Genomic DNA, 21,594 nt, shown 5'->3' with positions numbered 1-21,594 from the left:
CACGGTCAATGGGAAGGCGCCGGCGGCAGCGTGGACGCCTGCACCGGTTCGGGCGCACGTCCGGAACGGAAGGCGCGGGGAAACAGGAAATAGGCCAGCGCCGGCAGCAGCACGAGCGCGCCGAGCATGTTCCACAGGAACATGAATGCCAGCAGCAGCCCCATGTCGGCCTGGAATTTGATGGGGCTGAATATCCAAGTGGCGACACCCGCCGACAGCGTGAAGCCCGTCAGCATCACCACCTTGCCGGTAAACAGCAGCGCCCCGCGATAAGCCTCGCGCAAGGCCATGCCCTGGCGCAGGTTGGCCAGCATGGCCGACAGGATGTAAAGCGCGTAATCGACGCCTATGCCGACGCCCAGCGCAATGACAGGCAGCGTGGACACCTTCACGCCTATGCCCAGCAACACCATGACAGCCTCGGCCAGCAGTGAAGTCAGCACCAGCGGCAACACAGCCACTACCACCGCGCGCCAGTTGCGGAACGTCAGGAAGCACAGCAGCACCACGGCGCCATACACCATGAACAACATGCGCCGCCAGGCATCGCTCACGACTTCGTTGGTGGCGGCTTCGATGCCGGCACTGCCGGCCGCCAGCAGGAAGCGTGCATGTTCGCTGTCATTGACGCGGGCGAAGGCCTCGATATGCTGCGTCACGCGCGTCAAGGTGGCTGCCTTGTGATCCTGCAGATAGACATACAGCGTCAGCAGGCTGCAAGCCTCGTTGTAAAGGCCGCGCGGCGAGGCGCCAGTGACGGAGTTCAGAATGCTCTGGTTGGGAATGAATTCATACCACCTGGGGTTCCCTTCGTTCAGACCCATGACTGCCCGGCGTGTCAATTGCGCCAGCGTACTGGTGGCCTCCACGCCCTCCAGGCGCTGCAATTCCCATTCCAGCGCGTCGATGCGGTTCAGGGTTTCATAGCGCGCGCACTCGCCCTCAGGCGTTTCGACCATGACCGCCAGCACATCGGTGCTCGCGCCATACGCCTGCCCCATATAGGCTACGTCCCGGTTGTAGCGGCTATCGGCACGCAGTTCGGGCGCGCCCTGGTCCAGATCGCCGATCTGCAGGCGTGTGCTGGCGTAGAAACCCGCTCCGCCCAGCAGCACGGCCAGCAGCACGGCCGCCCCCGCCCGGCGCGGCTGAGTGAAATCGGCCAGCGCATTCCACAGCCGCTGGCCACGCCCTGTCGCTGCGGCCTGATCAGCCATCAGGCTGCGACGCGCCGCGCGCGCACTCACACCGGTATAGCTGAGCAAAATAGGCAACAGCACCAGATTGGTGACAATCAGCATCGCCACCCCCAGGCTGGCGGCAATCGCCAGTTCGCGGATCGCCTGAATGTCGATCGCCAGCAATACCGCAAACCCGACGGCATCGGCAAGCAATGCCGTCAGTCCCGCCATGAACAGGCGCCGAAAGGTATAGCGCGCCGCCAGCAGTTTGTGCACGCCGCGCCCGACATCCTGCATGATGCCGTTCATCTTCTGGGCCCCATGACTCATGCCTATCGCGAATACCAGGAAAGGCACCAGGATGGAGTACGGGTCGAGCACATACCCGAGCAGCGGCAGCGTACCTAATTGCCACACGACTGCCACCAGCGACACCAGCACAACCAGCAGCGTGGAGCGCACGCAGCGGGTGTACCAGAACACCATAAGCGCCGCGATGGCCAGGGCCAGCATGAAAAAGGCCAGCACGTCATGCACGCCGTCGATCAGGTCGCCCACGATTTTTGCAAAACCAACGATATGCAGCGTTACGCCCCGCTGTTCGTACTTGTCCCGCAGTGCTTCCAGGCTGGCGGCCAACGCCCCGTAATCCAGCGCCTGTCCCCCCGCTTGGGCCAGCAAGGGCACGAAGATGACCGAAGAACGGGCATCGAACGCCACGAGCTGCCCGATTTCACCCGAGCGGCCGATATTGGTGGCCAGCTGCTGCAGGCTCTGCGGGCCGCCATCATATTGGTCAGGAATCACCGGCCCGCCTTCCAGGCCTTCTTCAGTCACGCCGGTCCAGCGTGTCGTCGGGGTCCAGAGCGACTTCATCTGCGAACGGTTTACCCCTGGCAACAGGAACACTTCGTCGCTCAGCTCGCGCAAGGTGTCGAGATACTCGCGGTCGTAAATGCTGCCTTGCGGGTTGGCTACCACGATGCGCACCACATTGCCCAGGCCAGCGAGATCGTCCTGGTGCGCGGCAAAATTGACGATGTAGGGATGATGCGCCGGGATGGTTTTCTCGAAACTGGCATTAACCTGCAAATGTGTGATCTGCCATCCCATGAAACAGGTCACCAGCAGGCAAAGCAGCACCACCCAGCGGCGGTGATTGAACAGCAAACGCTCCAGCAACGACCCGGAACGCGGATCGAAATCTTCCAGTCTAGCCACCAGGTTTCCCGGCGTCAGGCAGGCGTTGGGCAGACTCATGACGCGCTCCCTGTTTCCACCTTGCAGGGCACGGCCAGTGCTCCGGCGAAGCTCAGGCCCAGGCAGCGGCCCGGCGCCAATGCCAGCAGGCCATTGAGCGCCGGCAAATGTTCGGCGACCGGGCGCAGGCCGCCGTCCTCCAGCACCAGCACCATACCCATCTGGTTGGCCAGCAGCACCTTGCCGCTGGCGTCACGCGTCGACGCGGTGATATTCACGGGAGGCCCGCCCTGGAGCTGCGCCCAGCTCATACCGCCATCCTGGCTGCGCCAGACATTGCCGCGCAGGCCCGCCATCAGGAAATCCTGCGGCCCCAGCAGCTCCGCTGCAAACCAGCTGCCGGCGTATGGCACACTTAGGCGCTGGAAACTACGCCCCTCATCGTGCGATACCATGACCAGCCCCTGCTCGCCAGCGATCAGCACGGTCTGGCCCAGCACACGCACCGCATACAGGTGCAGTGCGCCAGGATTGGGCAAGCGCGCCGACACCGGTTCCCAGCTGGCGCCGCCATCCTCCGTGCGAAATGCCAGGTTATAGGCGCCCACGGCCCAGCCATGGCGGGTATCGGTGAACAGGATGTCGAGAAATGGCTTGTCGGCGCCCTCTTCCACCAGGCGCCGAGCTTCGGCAACGGCAGGTGGCGACCCGCTGCCCTGTGCCTGCTCCAGCAGCATGCGCGCGGCCTGCGCGCCATCAAGCTGGCGCGTCCAGTGCAGGCCGCCATCCCGGCTGGCCAGGATGCTGCCGCCATGCCCTGCCACCCAGCCATGGCTGGCATCGGCAAAACTTACCGCCGTCAGGGCCACGCTGGTCGGCACGCCTATCTGTCGCCAGTGCCCGCCGTCATCCTCGGAGACCAGCAGTACGCCCCTTTCCCCAACTGCAATCAGCCGCTGCCCGGCACGCGCAGCCGCCTGCAATACCGCGTGCCCGGCCCGGGGCGTCACCAGCGCCTCTCGGCGCAAGGCCGGGGCAACCGGCTGCCCGGCGCGGGCATCCTGCCCGCCAGCCAGCATGCCAGTTGCCGCCAGCGCCCCCGCAGGCCGCGCTCCTGACCCCGGCAACACTCCCGCCGCCCCGGCCGGCATGCACAGGGCGGCCATATACAACCCAACACCTGCCAACCCGACACCTGCCAGCCCGGCGGCCGGCAAGCGGTGAGCACGTAGGCGCTCACGTAGTGGCGTGCCACTCAAAACCTGGCAGTGAGATCCAGGTATCCCCGCCATCACTGCCTGACTGCCCGGCTGCCTGGCCGGTCCTTGCTGAACTGACGCCATGTTTGCTTCCCCTACCCGCGCAAATCCGGGTTTGCGCCTGCTGTTGCAAAGGCAGGGAGGTGAACAACACCTTCCCTGGCCGCTGCCCGCAGTATCCGGACGGTCCATGCCTGCGTCATCTGCAAAACAATAGATAGGGTTTATGCCCAAATACCGCCAGGCCAGGACGCGGCGGCGCGTGCGTGCCGACCATAGGGGTAATCCTCAAGTGACCATAAAGGTCTGTTTCTTGAGAATTAAAGTAATTTCAGCTGTCGCAACCGCTTTCCATGAACACCGCTTCCACTCTCGCTCCGCTGTTGTTCAACCTGTACGGCTCCTGTACTCGCACGGAGTGCTGGACCCAGGCCCTGGACTTGCTGTGCGACGAACTGGGAGCCAAGGCAGCAGCCGTCTACTGCGTCTCCTTCGATGACCAGCGCGCTGTGCCGTATTGGATGTCGTACAACTCACGCTTCGACAGCGATAGCTATCAGGCCGCCATTGCCGACGACCACAACCCTAGACTGGAGGCACGCCGTCTGCGCCAGCGTTCCGGCACAGACGGCCTGGGCAGTGACGACACGCTGTTCTCGCCTTCTGAATACAGTGCCCGTGCACAATTGCAGCGGCGCTTTGCCGACATCGGCCTGGGGCGTTTCATCGGTGCCATCGCCCCGTTGGATACAGACCGCTATTTCACGGTCGCCCTGTTTCGCGAGCCGGAAGACCCGCATGAATATTCGGAAGCCCAGCGGCAGATGCTGAGCGCCCTGCTGCCCCATTTCGTACAGGCCACCCAGCTGTCAGAAACCATGACCCAGGGCCGCTTTGCCGCGACCCTGGTGGATGGTCACCTGGAGCGCTGGCCCTGTGCGCTCGTGCTGTGCGATACGCAAGGACAGGTGCAATGGCTCAACCGGCAGGCCAAGACGCTGTTGTACCGTAGCGCCGGCCTGCAAGTACGCAACGGTGAATTGCGCGCAGGACTGCCAGGCACCCAGAAACGCCTGGCCAAAGCCTGCCAGGAAGCCCTGCAGCGTGACAGCGCCACCTACCTGGCGCTGGAGACCCTCCAGGGCCGGCTGCAGCTGGCCTTGCAACCTGTCACGCCGGCGCATGAATCGTCGGCTTCCTACCTGCTGATTTCCATTGCCACGGAAGACCAGACTGGCCTGGTCCCGCCAGACGCACTGCGTGCGCTCTTTGATCTGACCGAAGCCGAGGCCCAGCTTGCCAGCGCACTGGTCGCCGGCATGACGGTCGAGCAATATGCTCAGAAACGAGGTGTCACCGTCGGCACAGCGCGCTACCAGCTCAACCAGGTACTGGTGAAGTCCGGTGCGCGACGCCAGGCAGACCTGGTACGACGCGTCCTGAATTCGGCAGCGGCGCACCTGGCGGTACTGGGCCAGCACATGGAACCCGACGCCTGATTCTGCCGCCGACCTGCGGCTGTCCGAGGACTGACGAAGGGTGACCTAAGGGCAACCTAAAGGAAACCAGAACCTCCACCGTCAGTGCTCGTGGCCCCCCCCACCTTTCTCGCCTTCCCCTGATTTTTTCTCTGCCTGCGCTCCGCCTTTAGCCCCCCATTCCCTGCCTGCCGTTCCCGTCCAGGGTGCCCGGCCATGCCGCCGCACGTTCTGGCGCTGCCCTGGAACCGGCCTGTTCTGCCGCATGGACGTTAACCATTAGGTATCCACCCTATCTACCGTTTGCAAGATGACCGTCCTGGTCGCGCCTCCCATACTTGGTTGCGCTGGCAGGCCTACCGGCGGCTGCCGGCACGCCGAAGCGAGCATTTCCAATCCATCCAAGAGGAACCACGACCATGCCCAGACTTTCCTACTGGCCACTGGCAGGCATGATGGCGGCGGGGCTGATGAGCACGCCCGCACAGGCAGCCGAGATCGGCACGGGCAATCCCGACGTACGCATACGCTGGGACAACACCCTGAAGTACAGCACCGGCGTGCGGCTGCACCATCCCTCGGCCACGCTGATCGACGGCCCGGATACAGTCAATGGCGACGATGGCGACCGTAACCTGGGGCGTGGCTTCATTTCCCAGCGCTTCGACCTGTTGTCCGAACTGGATATCGTCTATCAGCGCTTTGGCGTGCGGGTTTCCGGCGCTGCCTGGTACGACAGCATTTACAACCGCGACAACGACAACCACTCGCCGGCAACCGCCAATGCGCTGTCGGTTCCCTACTACGAATTCACCCGCGCCACGGAGAAGCTGCACGGACGCAAGGCCGAACTGCTCGATGCCTTCGCCTTCGGGTCCACCGAAATCGGCAGCACCAAACTTTCCTTTCGCGCCGGCCGCCACTCCCTGCTCTGGGGCGAAAGCCTGTACTTCGGCGATAACGGCATCGCCGCCGGCCAGGCGCCGATAGATGCGGTCAAAGGCCTGTCCGTGCCCGGCACACAGTTCAAGGAACTCATCCGCCCCGTGCCCCAGGTATCCATGCAGCTGCAAATTACCCCCCGCATTTCGGTCGGCGCCTATTACCAGTTCCATTGGGAGGAAACCCGGCTACCGGGCTCGGGCAGCTACTTTTCGACCTCCGACATCATCGGCGCAGGCGCCGAGCGTCTATTACTGGGCGGCCCCCTAATTCCCGGCGGAGGCGCCATGGGGCTGGTGCGCGGCCCCGACATGAAACCCAGCAATGGCGGGCAAGGCGGCGTACAACTGCGTTTTCGCGTCGGCGAAAGCGATTTCGGCCTGTACGCCATCCGTTACCACGCCAAGACGCCGCAACTCTACGGCCGTTTCTATGACCCGGCCGGCATCGACCCACATACCGGCCTTGTCGGCCTCTACCAACTGGCCTACCACGAAGGCATACGCGCATTCGGCGCCAGTGCCAGCCGGTCTTTCGGCGACTGGAACGTCGCTGCGGAAGTCTCGATGCGCGACAACATGCCGCTGTCCAGCGACCTGCAGGACAACAGCATGGGCGGCGGCGACAACCACGGCAATGCACTCTATGCCATCGGCAAGACCTTGCACGCCCAGATGTCCTGGCTGGCCAGCTTCGGACCGAACTTCATCGCCCGCGAATCGGATTTCTCCGGGGAAATCGCCTTCAACCGGCGCATGAGCATCACCCACAACCCCCAGGCGCTCAATCCAAACGCTGACCGCGACGCAGTCAACATCCGATTTTCCTATGAACCACGCTACCGCCAGGTCCTGCCGGGCCTGGATGTGGGCGTGCCGATCGGCATGGGCATCGGGTTCGGCAACTCGTCCATGGTGGATTCGTTCTACGGCAACCACGTGGGCAACATCAATATCGGCCTGAACATGAATTACCTGAACACCTGGCAGATCACTGCCCACTACAACCATTATTTCGGCCCGTCCGGCCCGTATCTGGTCAATAACAGCGTGTCCTATCTGCAAAGCATGAAGGACCGCGATTTCATTGCGCTGTCCGTACAGCGCTCCTTCTGATCCCGCCCTGAAAACAAGGAATTCCCGCCATGACATTTCTGCGTACTACCTTGCCCCTGGCCCTGACAATGGCGCTGTTGGCCAGCGGCGCACGCGCCGGTGTCGATGCCGCGCAGGCCGAACGCCTGAAGCAGGACCTCACGCCCTTCGGCGCCGAACGCGCCGGCAATGCCGACGGTTCCATTCCGCCCTGGGAAGGCGGCTACACCACGCCCCTGCCCGACCCGCGCACCGACCCCTTTGCAGCCGACAAGCCGCTCTACCAGATCAACGCGCAAAACATGGGCGAATACGCCAATCAGCTGTCGGAAGGCACCCGCGCCCTGCTGCAGAAATACCCAGACTCATTCCATCTTGACGTCTATCCCACGCGGCGCACGGCATCAGCGCCGCAATGGGTGTACGACAACACCTATGCCAATGCCACGCGTGGCCAGCTGGAAGGCGACGATGTGCGCGGTGCCTTCGGCGGCGTCCCCTTCCCCATTCCGCAATCCGGGACGGAAGTCATGTGGAACCACCTGTTGCGCTGGCAGGGCGTGGCCTTGCAGCGTTCGCCATCGCAATACCAGGCAACCGCCAACGGCAAGTTGGTGAAGATCACCGACATTACCAGCGACTATCAATATCCGTTCTATTACCAGGACGGCTCACCCGAAACCTTTTACGACTCCGGCGAGTTTTCCAAGCTGCGCCTGCTGACACGCGCACCGGCAATACGTGCCGGTGACGCCATTGTGGGCATAGAAAATCTGGACCAGGACAAAACCCAGGTCTGGCTGTATCTCACCGGACAGCGCCGCGTGCGCAAGCTGCCCAACCCCTGTTGCGATACGCCGGACCCATCAACCGGAGGCATTACGTCGGTCGATGAAGCCTACGGATTTTTCGGCCGGCTGGACCGCTACAACTGGAAGCTGGTGGGCAAGCAGGAGATGTTCATTCCCTACAACAACAACCGCATTTTCGGCGCGGCGACCGACGAGGATGTCATGGCGCCCCATCATGTAAAACCGGAGTACATGCGCTGGGAAAAACACCGAGTTTGGGTAATAGACGCCACGCTGCGTGAAGGCAAGCGTCACCAGGCGCCACGCAGCCGCTACTACTGCGACGAGGACACCTGGATCTGCACGCTGGGCGAGCGCTGGGACGGCCATGGGCAGTTGTGGAAAATGACCTGGGTGGCGCCCGTCGTGGCGCCGGACATGCCTGCGCTGCTGCCCGCTGTTTTTGGCGCCCACGATCTGCTGGCGGAAACCGCCTTCATCTCCGGCATCAATTCCCGAACTTCGGCCCATCCACCGTTTGTGGTACGGGAGCGGCAACCGGACTCTGTCTTCACGCCCGATGCGATGGCAGGCGAAGGCATACGCTAGGCCGCCATGACCTCAGCAGGCGTCTGCCACTGGGCTGTCAAATACCACCATACGCTCAATGAAGGGCATCATCCAGGTCTTCATTTCCTGATGGGCCGGACTCACCTGGTATTCCTCATGGGCATGACTGGACACAAAACCCGACACCATGGCGTAGCCATAGCCCTGGGAACGCGCCGCTTCATTGACATGCAGGCCATACAGCAGCACACCGTCGCACTCCTGGCGGATGCGCTGCGCATAGTGTTCCACCCGTTCGAAAAATCCGGCATCCGCAGACTCATCCAGGGCCATCAATACAATATGCATATACATTGAAAAACTCCGTCATTCCTGCGTAGAGAAGGCCCGGGCCTGGTTACATGCGCGCCAGCATGCCGCCATCAAGCGCCAGCACCTGCCCGTTGACGAATCCGCCCGCCGCAGAGGCCAGATATACCACCGCTGGCGCAATATCGTCCGGGTCGGCCCAACGCCCCAGCGGCACGGCCTGCTTCAGGAAATCGTCGAAGCCATCCCGCTCCTGCAGGCCCTGGGTGAAGCGGGTACGCACAAAGCCAGGCGCCAAGGCATTCGCCGTCACGCCAGCCGGGCCATATTCCACGGCCAACGCACGCGTGAAAGCAGCAATCGCCCCCTTTGCCGACGCATAGGCGGCAATACCCGGCATGCAGGCTTGTCCTGCTACCGAGGACATCATGACAATGCGCCCGAAACCGCGCTGTTGCATGTACGGCAGCACGGCATGGGCGCAGTTGAATGCACCGTTCACATGCACATCGAAGAGTGCCTGCCACTCCTGCTGCGTCATTTCCACGACGGGTTTGCGGTTCTGGTTGCCCGCATTGCTGACCAGGATATCCGGCGCCCAGCCAGCCGCCGCCAGCGTCGTGATGGCCGCTTCGACCTCACCGGCGAGCGCCACGTTGAATACGCTGGCGCACGCCTGTATGCCCTGCTCCGCCAAGACCTGAACGGCCTCGTCGCAGCGTGCCGCATCCAGGTCATTGATGACCACGCGCGCTCCGGCCCGCCCCAGGTGTCGGGCGATGGCCAGCCCCAGTCCCGACGCGCTGCCCGTCACGCACGCCACCCGGCCCTGCAGGCCGAAAGTCTGCTCAAAATAGCTATTCGCATCCATGGTTGCTTACTCAAATCAAGGTTTGTATGCCGGCGCAGACATTGAAGTTCTGACCGGTAAAGCTGCGGCCTGCCGGTGAGGCCAGGAACAAGGCCGTCTGCGCCACATCCTGCAAGGGGACTTTGCGATGCAGGGCAATCCTGTCCAGAATGCCCGCCTCCTGTTCAGCCAGGCTGATCCCCCTGGCCTGGGCTTTGGCGGCCGTCACCGTACGCGAGCGTTCGCTATCGACCACGCCCGGCAGAATCGCATTGACAGTGATATCGTCCCCGCCCAACTCCAGCGCCAGGCTCTGCGTCAGCCCCACTACCGCCCATTTGGAGGCAGCATAAGGCGTGCGCAGCGGATACCCCAGACGGCCCGCCACGGAACTCAGGTTGATGATGGCGCCACGCCCAGAACGCCGCAGCGCCGGGACAGCCTGACGGACGCACAAATACTGGCTGCGCAGATTCACCGCCATCACAGCATCCCACTGCGCCGGTTCGATCTCGGTAATGGCTGCAGTCGGGCCGGCAATACAGGCGTTATTCACCAGCACATCCAACCCGCCCAGCGCTGTCTGGGCAACGTCAAACCAATGCTCGACAGCGGCCGGATCGCTGGCATCGGCCAGGCAAGCCCCTATCCCCGGCAGCGCATCGCATGCGGCGGCCAAGGCGGCCGGCGCAATATCACTGATGTGGACCCTGGCACCGTGTTGCACAAACGCCTGCGCAATTGCCAGGCCGATCCCCGAGCCGCCCGCGCTGATCATGACGCGCAAGCCCTGGTAGCCATCGCCGCCTGCTCGCCCCGATGCCACAGCCTCTGCACCTTCAATTTCCTGATTCATGCCCCCTCCTTCGCCACGCCTGCGGCGCCTCAACGCAGATAGGCGCCGCCATTGACATCCAAGGTCGCGCCGCAAATGAAACTCGCCCCTGGCGAGCACAGGAAGGCCAAGGGCCAGGCCACCTCTTCCGGGCGCCCGAAGCGCGGCACCGGCACGTTCTGCATCATGGCAGGATCCGCCATGGCGACCATGCGCGTGGCAATCGCCCCCGGCGCAACCAGGTTGACCATCACCTCCGGCGCCGCGCGGCGCGCCAGCCAGCGCGTGAAACTGTGCAATGCTCCCTTTGAGGCCGCGTAATGCGCCGGCGCATGGGCGAATGACCCCCCGGTATGCGCCGCCACCGAACCGACCATGGCAATCCGGCCGTAACCGGCCGCTTTCATGCCCGGCAGCAACGCCCGGGCGAAGTTCACTGGCCCGGCCAGATTGATATCCATGGTGTCAGCCAGCACCTCATCCCAATCCGCCTCGTCCCAATCCATCAAGGCATAAATGCCTGCGTTGAGAACCGCTGCCTGGATGGGTCCCTGAGCCAGGCACAGCGCTTCCACCGCATCCCGATCACGCACATCGCACAGCACGAAATGATGGTCACGGCCATCGCTGCACGCCAGGGTCTCCAGCAAGCTGCCATCAGGCGCCACACAATCGGTCAGAATCAATTCCGCCCCCAGCCGGGCGCACAAGCGTGCCGTCGCCTGACCAATTCCGCCGCAGGCTCCCGTCACCAATATCCGCTGACCACTGAGGTCATACGGCAGTCGTTCCACATCCATCACCAGTCACTCCCTCGCTGATGCCAGCAGGCACCAAGCACATGCCAGCCCCACTAGGCCGGCATGCCTTGATCGCCCGCAGGCTTGCCTTCAATCGGAATGGCAGCGCCCTGACGCGCTGCCCGACACTCAGTTGGCCTTGCTGCGAGCCTCGGTGATGATTTCCAGCGTCCGATCCACCAGCGCATCGCCCAGCTCAGGCTTGTACTTCTGGATCACGGGCGCGGTGACCTCCACCATGCGGGCATGTTCCTCAGGGCTGATGGCATTGAATACCATGCCTGCGTCCGTCAGCTCCTTGACCACATCCGCTTCCATCTTGCGGCTCAGGTCACGGTGAAACGCCTGGGTTTCCACACACGCCGACTGCAGCACACCGCGCTCCTCGTCGTTCAGCTTGTCCCAGAACTTCTTGCTCGCCATCACCACCGCCGGCAGATAAACGTGGCGCGTTTCGCTGAGGTACTTTTGAATGTCCTGGTAGGAGCTCGATTTTGTCACCAGGAATGAACTCTCCTGCCCGTCGATCGCCTTGGTTTCCAGGGCCGTATAGGTTTCCGGATAAGGCAGCGGCAACGGCGTCGCGCCCAAAGCCTTGAAAATGTCGATATAGACCCGATTCTGCAGGGTGCGGATTTTCAGGTTGCGGAAATCGTCCAGCTTGGCAATCGGGTGCTTGCTGTTGGTCACCTGGCGGAAGCCGTAATCCAGGTAGCACATGCCGACCAGCCCCTTGTCCGAGAACTTGTCGAGCAACTGCTGGCCGACTTCGCTGTCAATGACTGCATCCGCTTCCTCCGGGCTCTGGAAAATGAAAGGCAGATCGAAAATCGCCAGTTCCTTGACATTGCCGGCCGCCCCTGCCGTGGACACTACCGTCATTTCCAGAATGCCCCCCTGCGCGGACGACATTGCCTGGATTTCATTGCCCAGCGTGGCGTTGGGATAGCCCGTCACCTTGATGCGCCCACCGCTTTTTTGTTCCACCAGCTTCGCGTAATGATCCACCGCGATGCCAACGGGGTTGTCCTGTGCCACGGGATAGCTGAACTTGACCCGCTGGTCACGGATGTCTGCCGCCTGCGCTGATGTGGCGCTCCATGCCAGCATGGCGGCTGCACACAGCACAGCACCGCGGCTGAGGCCGGCACCTGCCTTGAGAAGATTGCGAGTTTTCATGTTTGTCTCCTGCCTGGTGGATGAACCAGTATTTTTTTAATGGAACTACGCCTGTGAACTAAGCCTGCCTGTACCACACCACCACACTGCCGCAGCGGTTTGCCCTGCACCTCATTTCAGTTCCGTACCCGCCAGTTCCCCCCCGATAAACTTATTGGGCTTCAGGAAGAAACAGAGCACCAGCGCCCCCTTGGGTGAGCGTGCGATATGTCGATGCCCCTTCGGACGCCAGACGAAGTTCCCCGCCCGGTACACACCGTCCTCATCCTCGAACTCGCCCTCCAGCACATAGCTTTGTTCGACTTCCACATGTTCATGCAACCCCAGTACGCTGCCCGGCTGCCAGCGGAACAATGCTGTCAATAAACCGGTTTCCTCGTCCTGCATCAGGATCTTCATATCTATGCCTGGTGTGGGCGTCGCCTTCCAGGGCAGTTCGTCCACAGCCATGTTGCGTGAATCCAGCGGACCATAGCGCTCGGCATTGGGAAGGTGGGGGGTATTCAAAGCCATGTTTGTCTCCTTATGGGTTCTTCTCTTTTGAAAACGCGGGATGCGCGCGCGACCGTCAATCCACCACGGTATTGACCAGTTCGCCTATGCCTTCGATGCGGGCACGCACGGTTTGCCCCGCCTGCAAACAACGCTGCGGCCGCATGGCGAAGCCGACGCCCTTGGGGGTGCCGGTCGCAATCACATCCCCCGGCAGAAGCGTCATGCCTTCGGATAGCGACGACACGATGGTCGCAATACTGAAAATCATGGAAGCCGTGCTATCGCGCTGACGCAATTCGCCATCGACATCCAGTTCCAGCATCAAGGCGTCCGGATCCGCAATCGCGCTGGCATGCACCACGACCGGCCCCAGCGGACAGCTGGTATCCAGGCTCTTGCCCTTGAACCACTGCCCATGCAGGCGTTGCAGGTCGCGCGCCGTAATGTCATTCAGAATGGTGTAGCCAAACACATGCTGCAAAGCTTCGGCTGCCGGGATATCTCGCCCGCCGCGGCCGATGACGATGGCCAGCTCCACCTCATAATCCAGGCTCGCGGTCAAACCCGCATGCCGCAACACCTGGCCGCCGTGCGCCGCCAGCGCCGTGCGTGGCTTGGTGAAGAACTCGATCGCCGTGGGAAAGGCATCGGCCGGACGTCCGTTGGCCAGATTGCCTTCAATAATGTGCTCGCGATAATTGCGGCCCACATTGAAAATGTTTCGTCCCCGCGGATCTGCCGGAGGCAGTATTTCCAACGCATCGTAGCGATGCACGTTGCTGGCCTCCTGCATGTCATGCTCCCAAAGCAGCTGGCGCACAACCTCCAGCGCAGCGTCGCCAGCCAGAATCAAGGCATCGACGGAATCTGGCGCTGGCCCCGCTGCCCCTGCTGGCCAGGCCATACTGACATCCAGCACATGGGTCTCGCCCAGCATGACGCCCAGATGCGTCCCGCCATCCAGCCGAAAGTTAAGAAATTTCATAGCACTACCCCTTGAAAAATTTCGTTCATCCCGAACCGGCGCCCAGCCGGCCGTCAATGACGCTCCTGCGATTCCTTCTCCTGAGCGGCCCGGCGAGCCCTCGCTGAACCCGAGGGGGCACATGACGCCCCTCGCATGAACTCAGCATCAAATGGCACGGTGCTCACTCTCCGGCTCGCGCTCGGATTCCTGCTCAACCGCGATGAACAGCGCCCGGACATGGGCGCGCGCCAGCGCGGCAGCTTTTTCAGCGTCGCCATCCTCGATGGCCTGAATGATTTCCAGGTGCTCGCGCAATGAATCTTCGGCACGATGCAAACGTGCAATGGTGCGGCGCCGGTAGCTGGTCTGGCGGTGGCCGAACGACGCCCAGACCCGTTCCAGCAGATGGTTATTGGCCAGCCTGAAAATTTCTTTATGGAAGCTCACATTGGCTTGCGAATAGCGTTCGGGGGCCGCCTCCGCCGCGCCCGGTTCCAGGAACGGCGCGAACAGGGCCCGCAAACCCATCACATCGCGCTTGGAAGCATTGAGCGCGGCCTCGCGTGCGGCGAAGCCTTCGAGCTGCTCACGCAACTGCAGCCATTCCATATAGTCCTTGTCGCTGACCGGCTGCAGCAAGGCGCCACGCCCTGGGCGCAAGCTGATCAGGCCAGTGCTGTCGAGCCGGATCAAAGCCTCACGCACCGGTGTGCGGCTCACGCCCAGCCGGTTGGCCAGGTCTTCTTCACGCACTCGCACAGGCTCGGTAATCTGGGCGCGCAGCTCGTTGAGGTGCGTGCTGACCGCCTCGAAAATATCCTGGCTGGTGTTCTTGGGCGACGGTTTACTTGTCATGGTAGGAAGCAATCGGAAAAGGGTTCAACGTGTCAGGAAGTTCAGCGGCACCATCACGATGGACGGAAACAGCACCAGCAGGAACATGACGGCAAACTGGGCGAACATGAAGGGCAGGACACCGCGCGCAACTTCGTCCAGGCGCATCTTGCCGACCCCGGCCACCACATTGAGTACGGACCCCACCGGCGGCGTCACCAGGCCGATGGCATTATTCATGATGAACAGCACGCCGAAATAGACCGGATCAATGCCAGCGCTCTTGATGACGGGCATCAGGATGGGCGTCAGGATCAGCACGGTGGGCATCATATCCATGGCCGTCCCGACCACCATCACCAGCAGCATGATCACAATCAGCAGCAAGGTCGGATTGTCCATGAAGGGTTGCAGCAGGCCTATCACTTGCGCAGGAATATCGGCGATCGTAATCAGCCAGGCCGACACCATGGATGCCGCCACCAGGAACATGATCACCGCCGTGATACGCGACGCCGAGACAAAGACGTCATAAAGCTGGCGCAGGCTCATTTCCCGATAGACGATGGTTGCGACCAGCAGCGCATAGACGGCCGCCACCACCGCAGCCTCGGTCGGCGTGAAGATACCGAAACGCAAACCGAACAACACGATCACCGGCAAACCCAGCGCCCACAGCGATTCCTTGAAAGCCACCAGTTTCTGGCGCAGGCTGGACGGCGGAGGCAGCGTGACGGACTCACGCGAGGCCACGAACCACCAGGCAACGGCAATCGCGACGCCCATCAGCAGCCCCGGCACGATGCCAGCCAGGAACAGTTTGCCGATGGACACATTGGCAGCCACGCCGAACACCACGAAACCGATGGAAGGCGGAATCACCGGCGCAATGATGCCGGCAGATGCAATCAGGCCGCCCGCCTTGGCCTTGTCGTGGCCGGCCTTGACCATCATCGGCAGCAGCAAGGCCGCCAAGGCTGCCGTATCGGCCACCGCCGAGCCGGACAACGCCGCCATCAGGCAGGCCGCAATGATGGCGACAAAGCCCAGGCCGCCGCGCATATGCCCGACCAGGGCAATGGCCAGCGCCACGATACGGCGTGACAACCCCCCGACATTCATGATCTCGCCAGCCAGCATGAAAAACGGAACGGCCAGCAGCGGAAAACTATCGGCGCCATTGATGACGTTCTGCGCCAGGATCTGTGCGTCGAACACATCCAGGTGCCACATCAAGGCCACGCCAGAGAGCAGCAGCGCGTAGGCGATGGGCATGCCGATGGCCATGCCGGCCAGCAATGCGCCGACGAAAATATAGACAGTCATAGGATTCTCCGGAACTCGGTATGCAGCGCGTCAATCGCGGCGGGTATCAGGCCTGGCAGGTTCGATGTCGGCGCATTCCTGCACCATCAACGCTCCGCCTCCCCGCCGCCCGCTCAGATTCATCCACAACTCGTAAAACAGGATGATCAACGTGGAGACGGCAAATACCACCCCGCAGAAGTACAGGAATGACAAAGGCAAGCCGCTCACCGGCGCCTCGGTTCCGGCATTGATTTCAACCTGGCTCCAGCTGCCAGACAGCATCAGCCAGCTGATATAGAGCATGATGAGCTGTGCCGCTACGGTACAGACCCGCCGTGCGCGGGGCGGCAGGCGCACCACCACCATATCGGTACCCAGATGGGCGTTTTCGCGCAACGCGACAATGCTGCCGATGAAGACCATCCACACGAACATCCAGCGCGAAATTTCCTCTGAAATCAGCCAGCCGGTGCTGAACACGTAACGCAGCACCACATTGCCAAATACCAGCACCACCATCGCCGCCATCAACAGCGCACAGATTGCCGACAGCACGCGGCAATAGACATCCAGTACCCGATTCATTTGTCTCTCCCTGTCGTCCATCCGGCGGACTGCTGCCGCCTTCCTCGTGTGCAAATCACGTTTCTGTACTCCGTTTTTATGTTTTGCATACAAAATCTATTTTCTGTGTGCCATTTTATTTTCCGTATGCATAAATGGAATCGGGGTTTTCCTGTTCAGGGTTTCCGGGGAGATACTTGCCACATGACTAAACCAGACCGGCGCTTGGCAGCCCGGCCGATCTGGCGCAAGATTGCCCCCGACGTTTCAACACCAAGGAAATCCATTCATGACACAAGCCGCACGCAAGGCCGACCCGCTCTTCTGGGGCCATGGCGACAAGATTTTTGAAATGTTCCTGGAACCCACCTGCCCTTTTTCAGTCCGGGCGTTCAACAAGATGGATGCGCTGCTGGCCCAGGCGGGCGCAGACCGGGTCACGGTGAAACTCCGGCTGCAATCGCAGCCCTGGCATATGTATTCGGGTGTGATCACCCGCTGCATTCTTGCCGCCTCCCTGCTGGAAGGCGGACGCGACAACGCCAAACGCGTGCTACAGGTCGTCGGCGAACACCGTGAGGAATTCGAATTCGAAGGCCACTGCAAGGGGCCGAACATGGACGCCACGCCGCGCGACATCATCCGGCGCATCGAAGCCTACAGCGGCCTGACGCTGGCCGAGGCTTTCGAATCCCCGGAACTGGAAGCCGAAATCAAATGGCACGCCAAATATGCGCGCCAGAACGGCATCCATGTCTCCCCCACTTTCATGGTGGATGGACTGATCCAGCCCAAACTGGGCAGCGGTGACCCGGTGGAAGATTGGGTCCAGGCGCTGCTGGGCTGAGCACAAAAAAGGATGCCGCCTCACAGGCGGCATCCCGCGTCACACTTCCCTCATCGGCGTCTGTGGCAGCTGACACGTGCCAGCAGCGATGTGCCAGCCGCGATCCCGCGTACGCGGTACCCGGGATCCGGTACCGCAAACAGTTTTGGCGCTCAGGCGCGCTTCATGCGGTAACGACGCTGGCCGAACCAGGCCAAGGGCAGCAACAACAAAGCGACGGCACCACCGCCACCACCGGACGAAGCTTCCTGGCCTTCGGTATTTTCAGTGCCAGACTCATTGCCGCCAGGATTGCCCGTGCCTTCGCCGCCGGTCGAACCTTCCTCCCCTGATATCGAACACCCTCCCTCGATATACCTAAATATCGAATCAATCACCGTCGTGCGTAACTGTGTTGCACTGCCCCCCCTCAAGGCTTGGCACATTAGTTTAGAAAAACAAAACATATAAAAAAACAGTATGCCGCGCATCAATTCCTTCTGAAGTGTCTCCATTTTTTATCGCTATCCGTCTTCTGCTACAGATGGGCAATAAAAAAGAATGAATTTCTTTAAGATTTGCATCCCTGACTTTGAACTTTGACACTTTCGGGATTGACGCTTTTCGACTTGCCCGGGTCTCTCCCATGCTTACGCCAGGAAACAATAAAAACATGTCACACAGGAAATACAGCCAGCCGGCAAGCCGTTCGTCGGTCCGGGTATCACCTTCGATCCCGGCTTTCCGCCACACGCTTATTTCCCTTGCCATCGCCGCACTGCTGGGCAGCCATACCCTGCCTTCCACTGCCCATGCGCAAGACAGTACGGTCATCCATGGCACCCTGGAACTCTCGCTGCCCGCCCAGCCACTGACGGATACCCTGACCGAGATTTCCCGCCTCAGCGGCATCCAGATATTTGCCAATGGCGAAATACTGGCCAATCTGCAGGCGCCTGCCATCAGTGGCGCCATGACCCCGCAGCAGGCCGTCAGCCGTGCGCTGGCCAACAGCGGCCTGCAGGCCATGGCCAGCGGGCCGGATGTCCTCACCATCATCAAACCCAGCGAGCAAGGCCACAACGCCGTCACCACCCTGGAAGAAGTCACGGTCATCGGCGCCAACCGCCACGACCAGGGCCACCAGAATGTCTATGACAAGGACATAACCAATATCTACCTGGACCGCGCCTACCTGGATACCTACCGCGCCACCTCGCCGGCAGACATCTTCCAGGGCGCGCCTGGGGTCTTCAGCGGCGAAGCCCGCAACAGCGCCGCCCTGGACCCGAATATCCGCAATATCCAGGGCCAGGGCCGCGTGCCGGTTGCCGTGGACGGCACGGAACAGGCCGTCACTGTCTATCGCGGCTATTTCGGCGCCAACAACCGCAACTACATCGACCCCGCACTGATCAGTTCCGTCGCCATCGAAAAAGGCCCGACGCTCAGCCGTGACATGCCGCACGGCGGCATAGGCGGCGGCATTGCCATCACCACGCTGCGCGCTGACGACATCATCAAGGATGGCCAATCCTTCGGCGCCGAGCTCAAACTGGAAACCGGCAACAACGCCACCAAGCCGCGCATCAACGACAGCATCTACGGCACGGACTATCGAGACATCCCAGGCGCACACAGACATTGGGAAACCTTTGTTTCAAGCTGGAAATGGACCAACCTGACCAGCGATGCCAAGCGCAGCGGCCGCAGCGGCTTCAACATGGAAGATGCCGCCGCCCGGCTGGCGCTGGCCTGGCAAGGAGAAAAATTCGAAGTCCTGGCGGCCACTGCCGTGCGCCGGCGCGGCAACTATTACTCGGGCACCAAGGGCGCCGACAAGTACATGGATGCTGCCCCGAACACCAGTACCTCGCTGAACCCCTGGCGCAGCCCCTTCGCCCCCTTCATCGCTCGCGTGGCGCTACCGGGCACCGAGGTCATGAACACCTCGATGGACACCACCTCCTTCCTGCTGAAAGCCAACCTGCTGATGCCGCATGAACAGCGCCTGGGCCTGAGCTACCGCAAGACCATCATCGAAAACGGCGAAATCATGCCCTCGCGCCTGAACTGGGCGCAGCTGGAAAAAGACGGCGGCCTGCCGCAGTGGCCGCTGGCGGAAGTGGACCAGCAGGCCTTCAGCCTGGACTACGCCTGGAACCCCGACAACAACCGCTGGATAGACCTGAAAGCGCAGATCTGGGCGACGCGTACCAAATCGGATACAAACAGTTCCGGCGGCTACGCGGTGGAGCCCTATGAACAGGATGATGCCTGGAATGCCTATCAGCGCTCCAAGGAATATCACGAAAGCAATACCGGTACGCCTTACACCGGCACACCCGTTCTACCCAACCCGAACATAGATGGCCGCCTCGTCAATAAGTCAAAGATGCGTTCCACCGAAAACCGCATCGGTATCCGCCTGGACAACAACATCACCCTGCGCGACAACCTCAGCCTGCTGCTGAGCGCCGATTTCCAGCATGAACGGCTCAAACCCGACCCTCACTACAACTACTACACCCATGGTGGTGAATTCGAGGCCCGCCCACGCGACGGCAAGCGTCGTGAATCCAAGTTCGGCTTCAACTTCAACTGGCAGCCGCTATCCTGGCTGGACGTCAATGCTGGCGCCCGGTATGTGAGCTATGCCTCCACGGATTTTGAAGTGGACAACATGCTGGCGAATCAGAGCTGGACCGGCATCGGGGAATTCAAAAACTACAGCACTGGCCTGTTCTCTTCCTGGCTTGTCCCTTTGGATAAGGAAATGAGCACGCTGAAAGCCCTGGAAGAAAAAGCGCGTGCTGAAGGCAATATTGCCATTGCAACCGAAGCCAGCAACAAACTCCGTGAGGCATTGCGCGCCAAATATCCTGATACTGAAGATGTTTTTGGACACCAGGGCAATCCCTACGAAGTCAAACAGGTGACAGACACTCTGAGTGGCCAGGCAATCTGGGTCGCCCATGTCCCTATCGAGTGGAAGCGCAGTACTGAAGGGTATAAATTCCTTGCAGAAGAAAACCCATTTACCAACGGCACTTACGACCCGGATAACGGCACCATCGAGTACTACGCCGACCCACTGAATCCAGACGCCGCACCGATTACTGTCAAACAGTTGCAACAACAAATCGCAGCATTCCGGCACGCCAGAAAATCTGTCCGTTTAACCAACCCGGAAGAGCTGAAAGCGCTGATAGAAAAGAATAAAAAACGCCATGCCTGGGCACCTGTTTTTTCCGTCAGCGCCCGCCTGACCGAGAACAGCCGCATCTACAGCCGCTACGCGCAAAGCGTGCGCATGCCCAGCATTTTTGAAGATACCTCGGGCTTCTCCAAAGGCGCGGCAGACATTGGTGCGCCCTTCGTCAACAGTTTCAAGCCTGAGCGCGCCACCAACATCGAAGTCGGCTACGCCCACAACCTGACCTCCTACCTGCCATCGGCGCGGCATGCGGACATCCGCTTTTCCTATTACCACACCACCGTCAAGAACATCATCGACCGTATCGACGACAACCTGTTCTGGCAGTTCGATAAGATGAAAACCTCGGGCCTGGAACTGCAAGGGCGCCTGGACACCGGCCGCTGGTTCTTCAACGTTGGCGGCAATTACAACCTCAGCCAGGAAGTCTGCGACAAAGGCGAAGCCCTGGCGCTGGACCCGCTCTATGGCCGTATTCCCGAATGTATAGAAGGCGGTTTCCCCACCGGCTTCCTGCGCAGCATGGTCGGGCCGCGCTACTCCATCACCACCGACCTGGGCACGCGCTGGTTCAACGACGACCTGGAAGTGGGCGGCCGCCTGACCTACCACAGCAGCCGCAACCAGACCCAGGAAGCCGAGTTTGCCAATATCGAAGGCGCGCGCTGGCCGGAAGTGTCGGCCGGCAACCGCCCGATCCAGTGGCACCCGGTCGCCGTCTTCGACGCCTATGTGCGCTACCGCTTCAACGATCACTACGCCATGGAAGTCGTCGGCACCAACCTGACCGACCGCTACTACCTGGACCCGCTGACACGCACCATGATGCCCGCACCTGGCCGTGCCGTCAGGCTCAGCGCCACGATGAAATTCTGAACGGACATGCCAATGAAAA

At 61.4% G+C, this 21,594-nt stretch carries 18 protein-coding genes; 5 read left to right on the top strand and 13 right to left on the bottom strand.

Annotated elements, in window-relative coordinates; all coding sequences use genetic code 11:
* Positions 1 to 5: 5 nt before the first annotated feature.
* Both ACNA1V_RS04030 and ACNA1V_RS04025 read right to left on the bottom strand, forming a co-directional pair.
* A complete protein-coding gene (locus tag ACNA1V_RS04030; protein ID WP_415832298.1) occupies positions 6 to 2,441 on the bottom strand; it encodes an efflux RND transporter permease subunit in 2,436 nt (811 codons plus the stop codon).
* Complete coding sequence (locus ACNA1V_RS04025; RefSeq protein ID WP_415832297.1) at positions 2,438 to 3,724, bottom strand: WD40/YVTN/BNR-like repeat-containing protein; 1,287 nt, start codon at positions 3,722 to 3,724, stop codon at positions 2,438 to 2,440. Before ACNA1V_RS04025 ends, ACNA1V_RS04030 begins: the two co-directional genes overlap by 4 nt.
* Before the next feature lie 269 nt (positions 3,725 to 3,993).
* Between ACNA1V_RS04025 and ACNA1V_RS04020 the strand changes: the two genes are divergently transcribed.
* From ACNA1V_RS04020 to ACNA1V_RS04010, 3 genes are all read left to right on the top strand, one after another.
* Positions 3,994 to 5,139, top strand: coding sequence for a helix-turn-helix transcriptional regulator (locus ACNA1V_RS04020; RefSeq protein ID WP_415832296.1), 1,146 nt, complete (start codon positions 3,994 to 3,996; stop codon positions 5,137 to 5,139).
* Positions 5,140 to 5,537: 398 nt separating this feature from the next.
* Positions 5,538 to 7,175, top strand: coding sequence for a DUF1302 domain-containing protein (locus tag ACNA1V_RS04015; protein ID WP_415832295.1), 1,638 nt, complete (start codon positions 5,538 to 5,540; stop codon positions 7,173 to 7,175).
* A 29-nt stretch (positions 7,176 to 7,204) separates the two neighbouring features.
* Positions 7,205 to 8,554 carry a DUF1329 domain-containing protein gene (locus tag ACNA1V_RS04010; RefSeq protein WP_415832294.1) on the top strand — a complete coding sequence of 450 codons (1,350 nt, stop codon included), beginning with the start codon at positions 7,205 to 7,207 and terminating at the stop codon, positions 8,552 to 8,554.
* Positions 8,555 to 8,566: 12 nt separating this feature from the next.
* Here ACNA1V_RS04010 and ACNA1V_RS04005 read toward each other — a convergent pair whose 3' ends face one another.
* The 10 genes from ACNA1V_RS04005 to ACNA1V_RS03960 all read right to left on the bottom strand — a co-directional run bounded on the left by ACNA1V_RS04005 (position 8,567) and on the right by ACNA1V_RS03960 (position 16,677).
* Positions 8,567 to 8,869 carry a Dabb family protein gene (locus ACNA1V_RS04005; RefSeq protein WP_415832293.1) on the bottom strand — a complete coding sequence of 101 codons (303 nt, stop codon included), beginning with the start codon at positions 8,867 to 8,869 and terminating at the stop codon, positions 8,567 to 8,569.
* Between the two features lie 43 nt (positions 8,870 to 8,912).
* Positions 8,913 to 9,695: an SDR family NAD(P)-dependent oxidoreductase gene (locus ACNA1V_RS04000; protein ID WP_415832292.1), complete on the bottom strand. Its 783-nt coding sequence runs from the start codon at positions 9,693 to 9,695 to the stop codon at positions 8,913 to 8,915.
* A gap of 10 nt (positions 9,696 to 9,705) precedes the next feature.
* Positions 9,706 to 10,530 carry an SDR family oxidoreductase gene (locus tag ACNA1V_RS03995; protein ID WP_415832291.1) on the bottom strand — a complete coding sequence of 275 codons (825 nt, stop codon included), beginning with the start codon at positions 10,528 to 10,530 and terminating at the stop codon, positions 9,706 to 9,708.
* Between the two features lie 29 nt (positions 10,531 to 10,559).
* Complete coding sequence (locus ACNA1V_RS03990; RefSeq protein WP_415832290.1) at positions 10,560 to 11,309, bottom strand: SDR family NAD(P)-dependent oxidoreductase; 750 nt, start codon at positions 11,307 to 11,309, stop codon at positions 10,560 to 10,562.
* 129 nt (positions 11,310 to 11,438) lie between these two features.
* Positions 11,439 to 12,488, bottom strand: coding sequence for a TRAP transporter substrate-binding protein (locus tag ACNA1V_RS03985; protein ID WP_415832289.1), 1,050 nt, complete (start codon positions 12,486 to 12,488; stop codon positions 11,439 to 11,441).
* A gap of 111 nt (positions 12,489 to 12,599) precedes the next feature.
* Positions 12,600 to 13,001, bottom strand: coding sequence for a cupin domain-containing protein (locus ACNA1V_RS03980; RefSeq protein WP_415832288.1), 402 nt, complete (start codon positions 12,999 to 13,001; stop codon positions 12,600 to 12,602).
* Between the two features lie 55 nt (positions 13,002 to 13,056).
* Complete coding sequence (locus ACNA1V_RS03975; RefSeq protein WP_415832287.1) at positions 13,057 to 13,968, bottom strand: fumarylacetoacetate hydrolase family protein; 912 nt, start codon at positions 13,966 to 13,968, stop codon at positions 13,057 to 13,059.
* Positions 13,969 to 14,115: 147 nt separating this feature from the next.
* A complete protein-coding gene (locus tag ACNA1V_RS03970; protein ID WP_415832286.1) occupies positions 14,116 to 14,805 on the bottom strand; it encodes a GntR family transcriptional regulator in 690 nt (229 codons plus the stop codon).
* A gap of 24 nt (positions 14,806 to 14,829) precedes the next feature.
* Positions 14,830 to 16,110 (bottom strand): TRAP transporter large permease subunit, encoded by a 1,281-nt coding sequence (locus ACNA1V_RS03965; protein ID WP_415832285.1) that lies wholly within the window; start codon positions 16,108 to 16,110, stop codon positions 14,830 to 14,832.
* Between the two features lie 30 nt (positions 16,111 to 16,140).
* The gene (locus ACNA1V_RS03960; protein ID WP_415832284.1) at positions 16,141 to 16,677 is read right to left on the bottom strand and encodes a TRAP transporter small permease; all 537 of its coding nucleotides are present in this window, start codon (positions 16,675 to 16,677) and stop codon (positions 16,141 to 16,143) included.
* Between the two features lie 268 nt (positions 16,678 to 16,945).
* Between ACNA1V_RS03960 and ACNA1V_RS03955 the strand changes: the two genes are divergently transcribed.
* Complete coding sequence (locus ACNA1V_RS03955; protein ID WP_415832283.1) at positions 16,946 to 17,503, top strand: DsbA family protein; 558 nt, start codon at positions 16,946 to 16,948, stop codon at positions 17,501 to 17,503.
* A 152-nt stretch (positions 17,504 to 17,655) separates the two neighbouring features.
* On the opposite strand, the gene ACNA1V_RS03950 is transcribed toward ACNA1V_RS03955, so the two are convergent.
* Positions 17,656 to 17,880 carry a hypothetical protein gene (locus ACNA1V_RS03950; RefSeq protein WP_415832282.1) on the bottom strand — a complete coding sequence of 75 codons (225 nt, stop codon included), beginning with the start codon at positions 17,878 to 17,880 and terminating at the stop codon, positions 17,656 to 17,658.
* 275 nt (positions 17,881 to 18,155) lie between these two features.
* On the opposite strand from ACNA1V_RS03950, the gene ACNA1V_RS03945 reads away from it, so the two are divergent.
* Positions 18,156 to 21,575: a TonB-dependent receptor gene (locus tag ACNA1V_RS03945; RefSeq protein WP_415832281.1), complete on the top strand. Its 3,420-nt coding sequence runs from the start codon at positions 18,156 to 18,158 to the stop codon at positions 21,573 to 21,575.
* Positions 21,576 to 21,594 lie beyond the last annotated feature (19 nt).

Origin of the sequence: Kerstersia similis (assembly GCF_965139615.1) — a bacterium.
GTDB classification, from domain to species: Bacteria; Pseudomonadota; Gammaproteobacteria; order Burkholderiales; family Burkholderiaceae_B; genus Kerstersia; species Kerstersia similis.
Note: the sequence above shows the minus strand (reverse complement) of the source record. Positions and strands in the feature narration are given on the sequence as shown.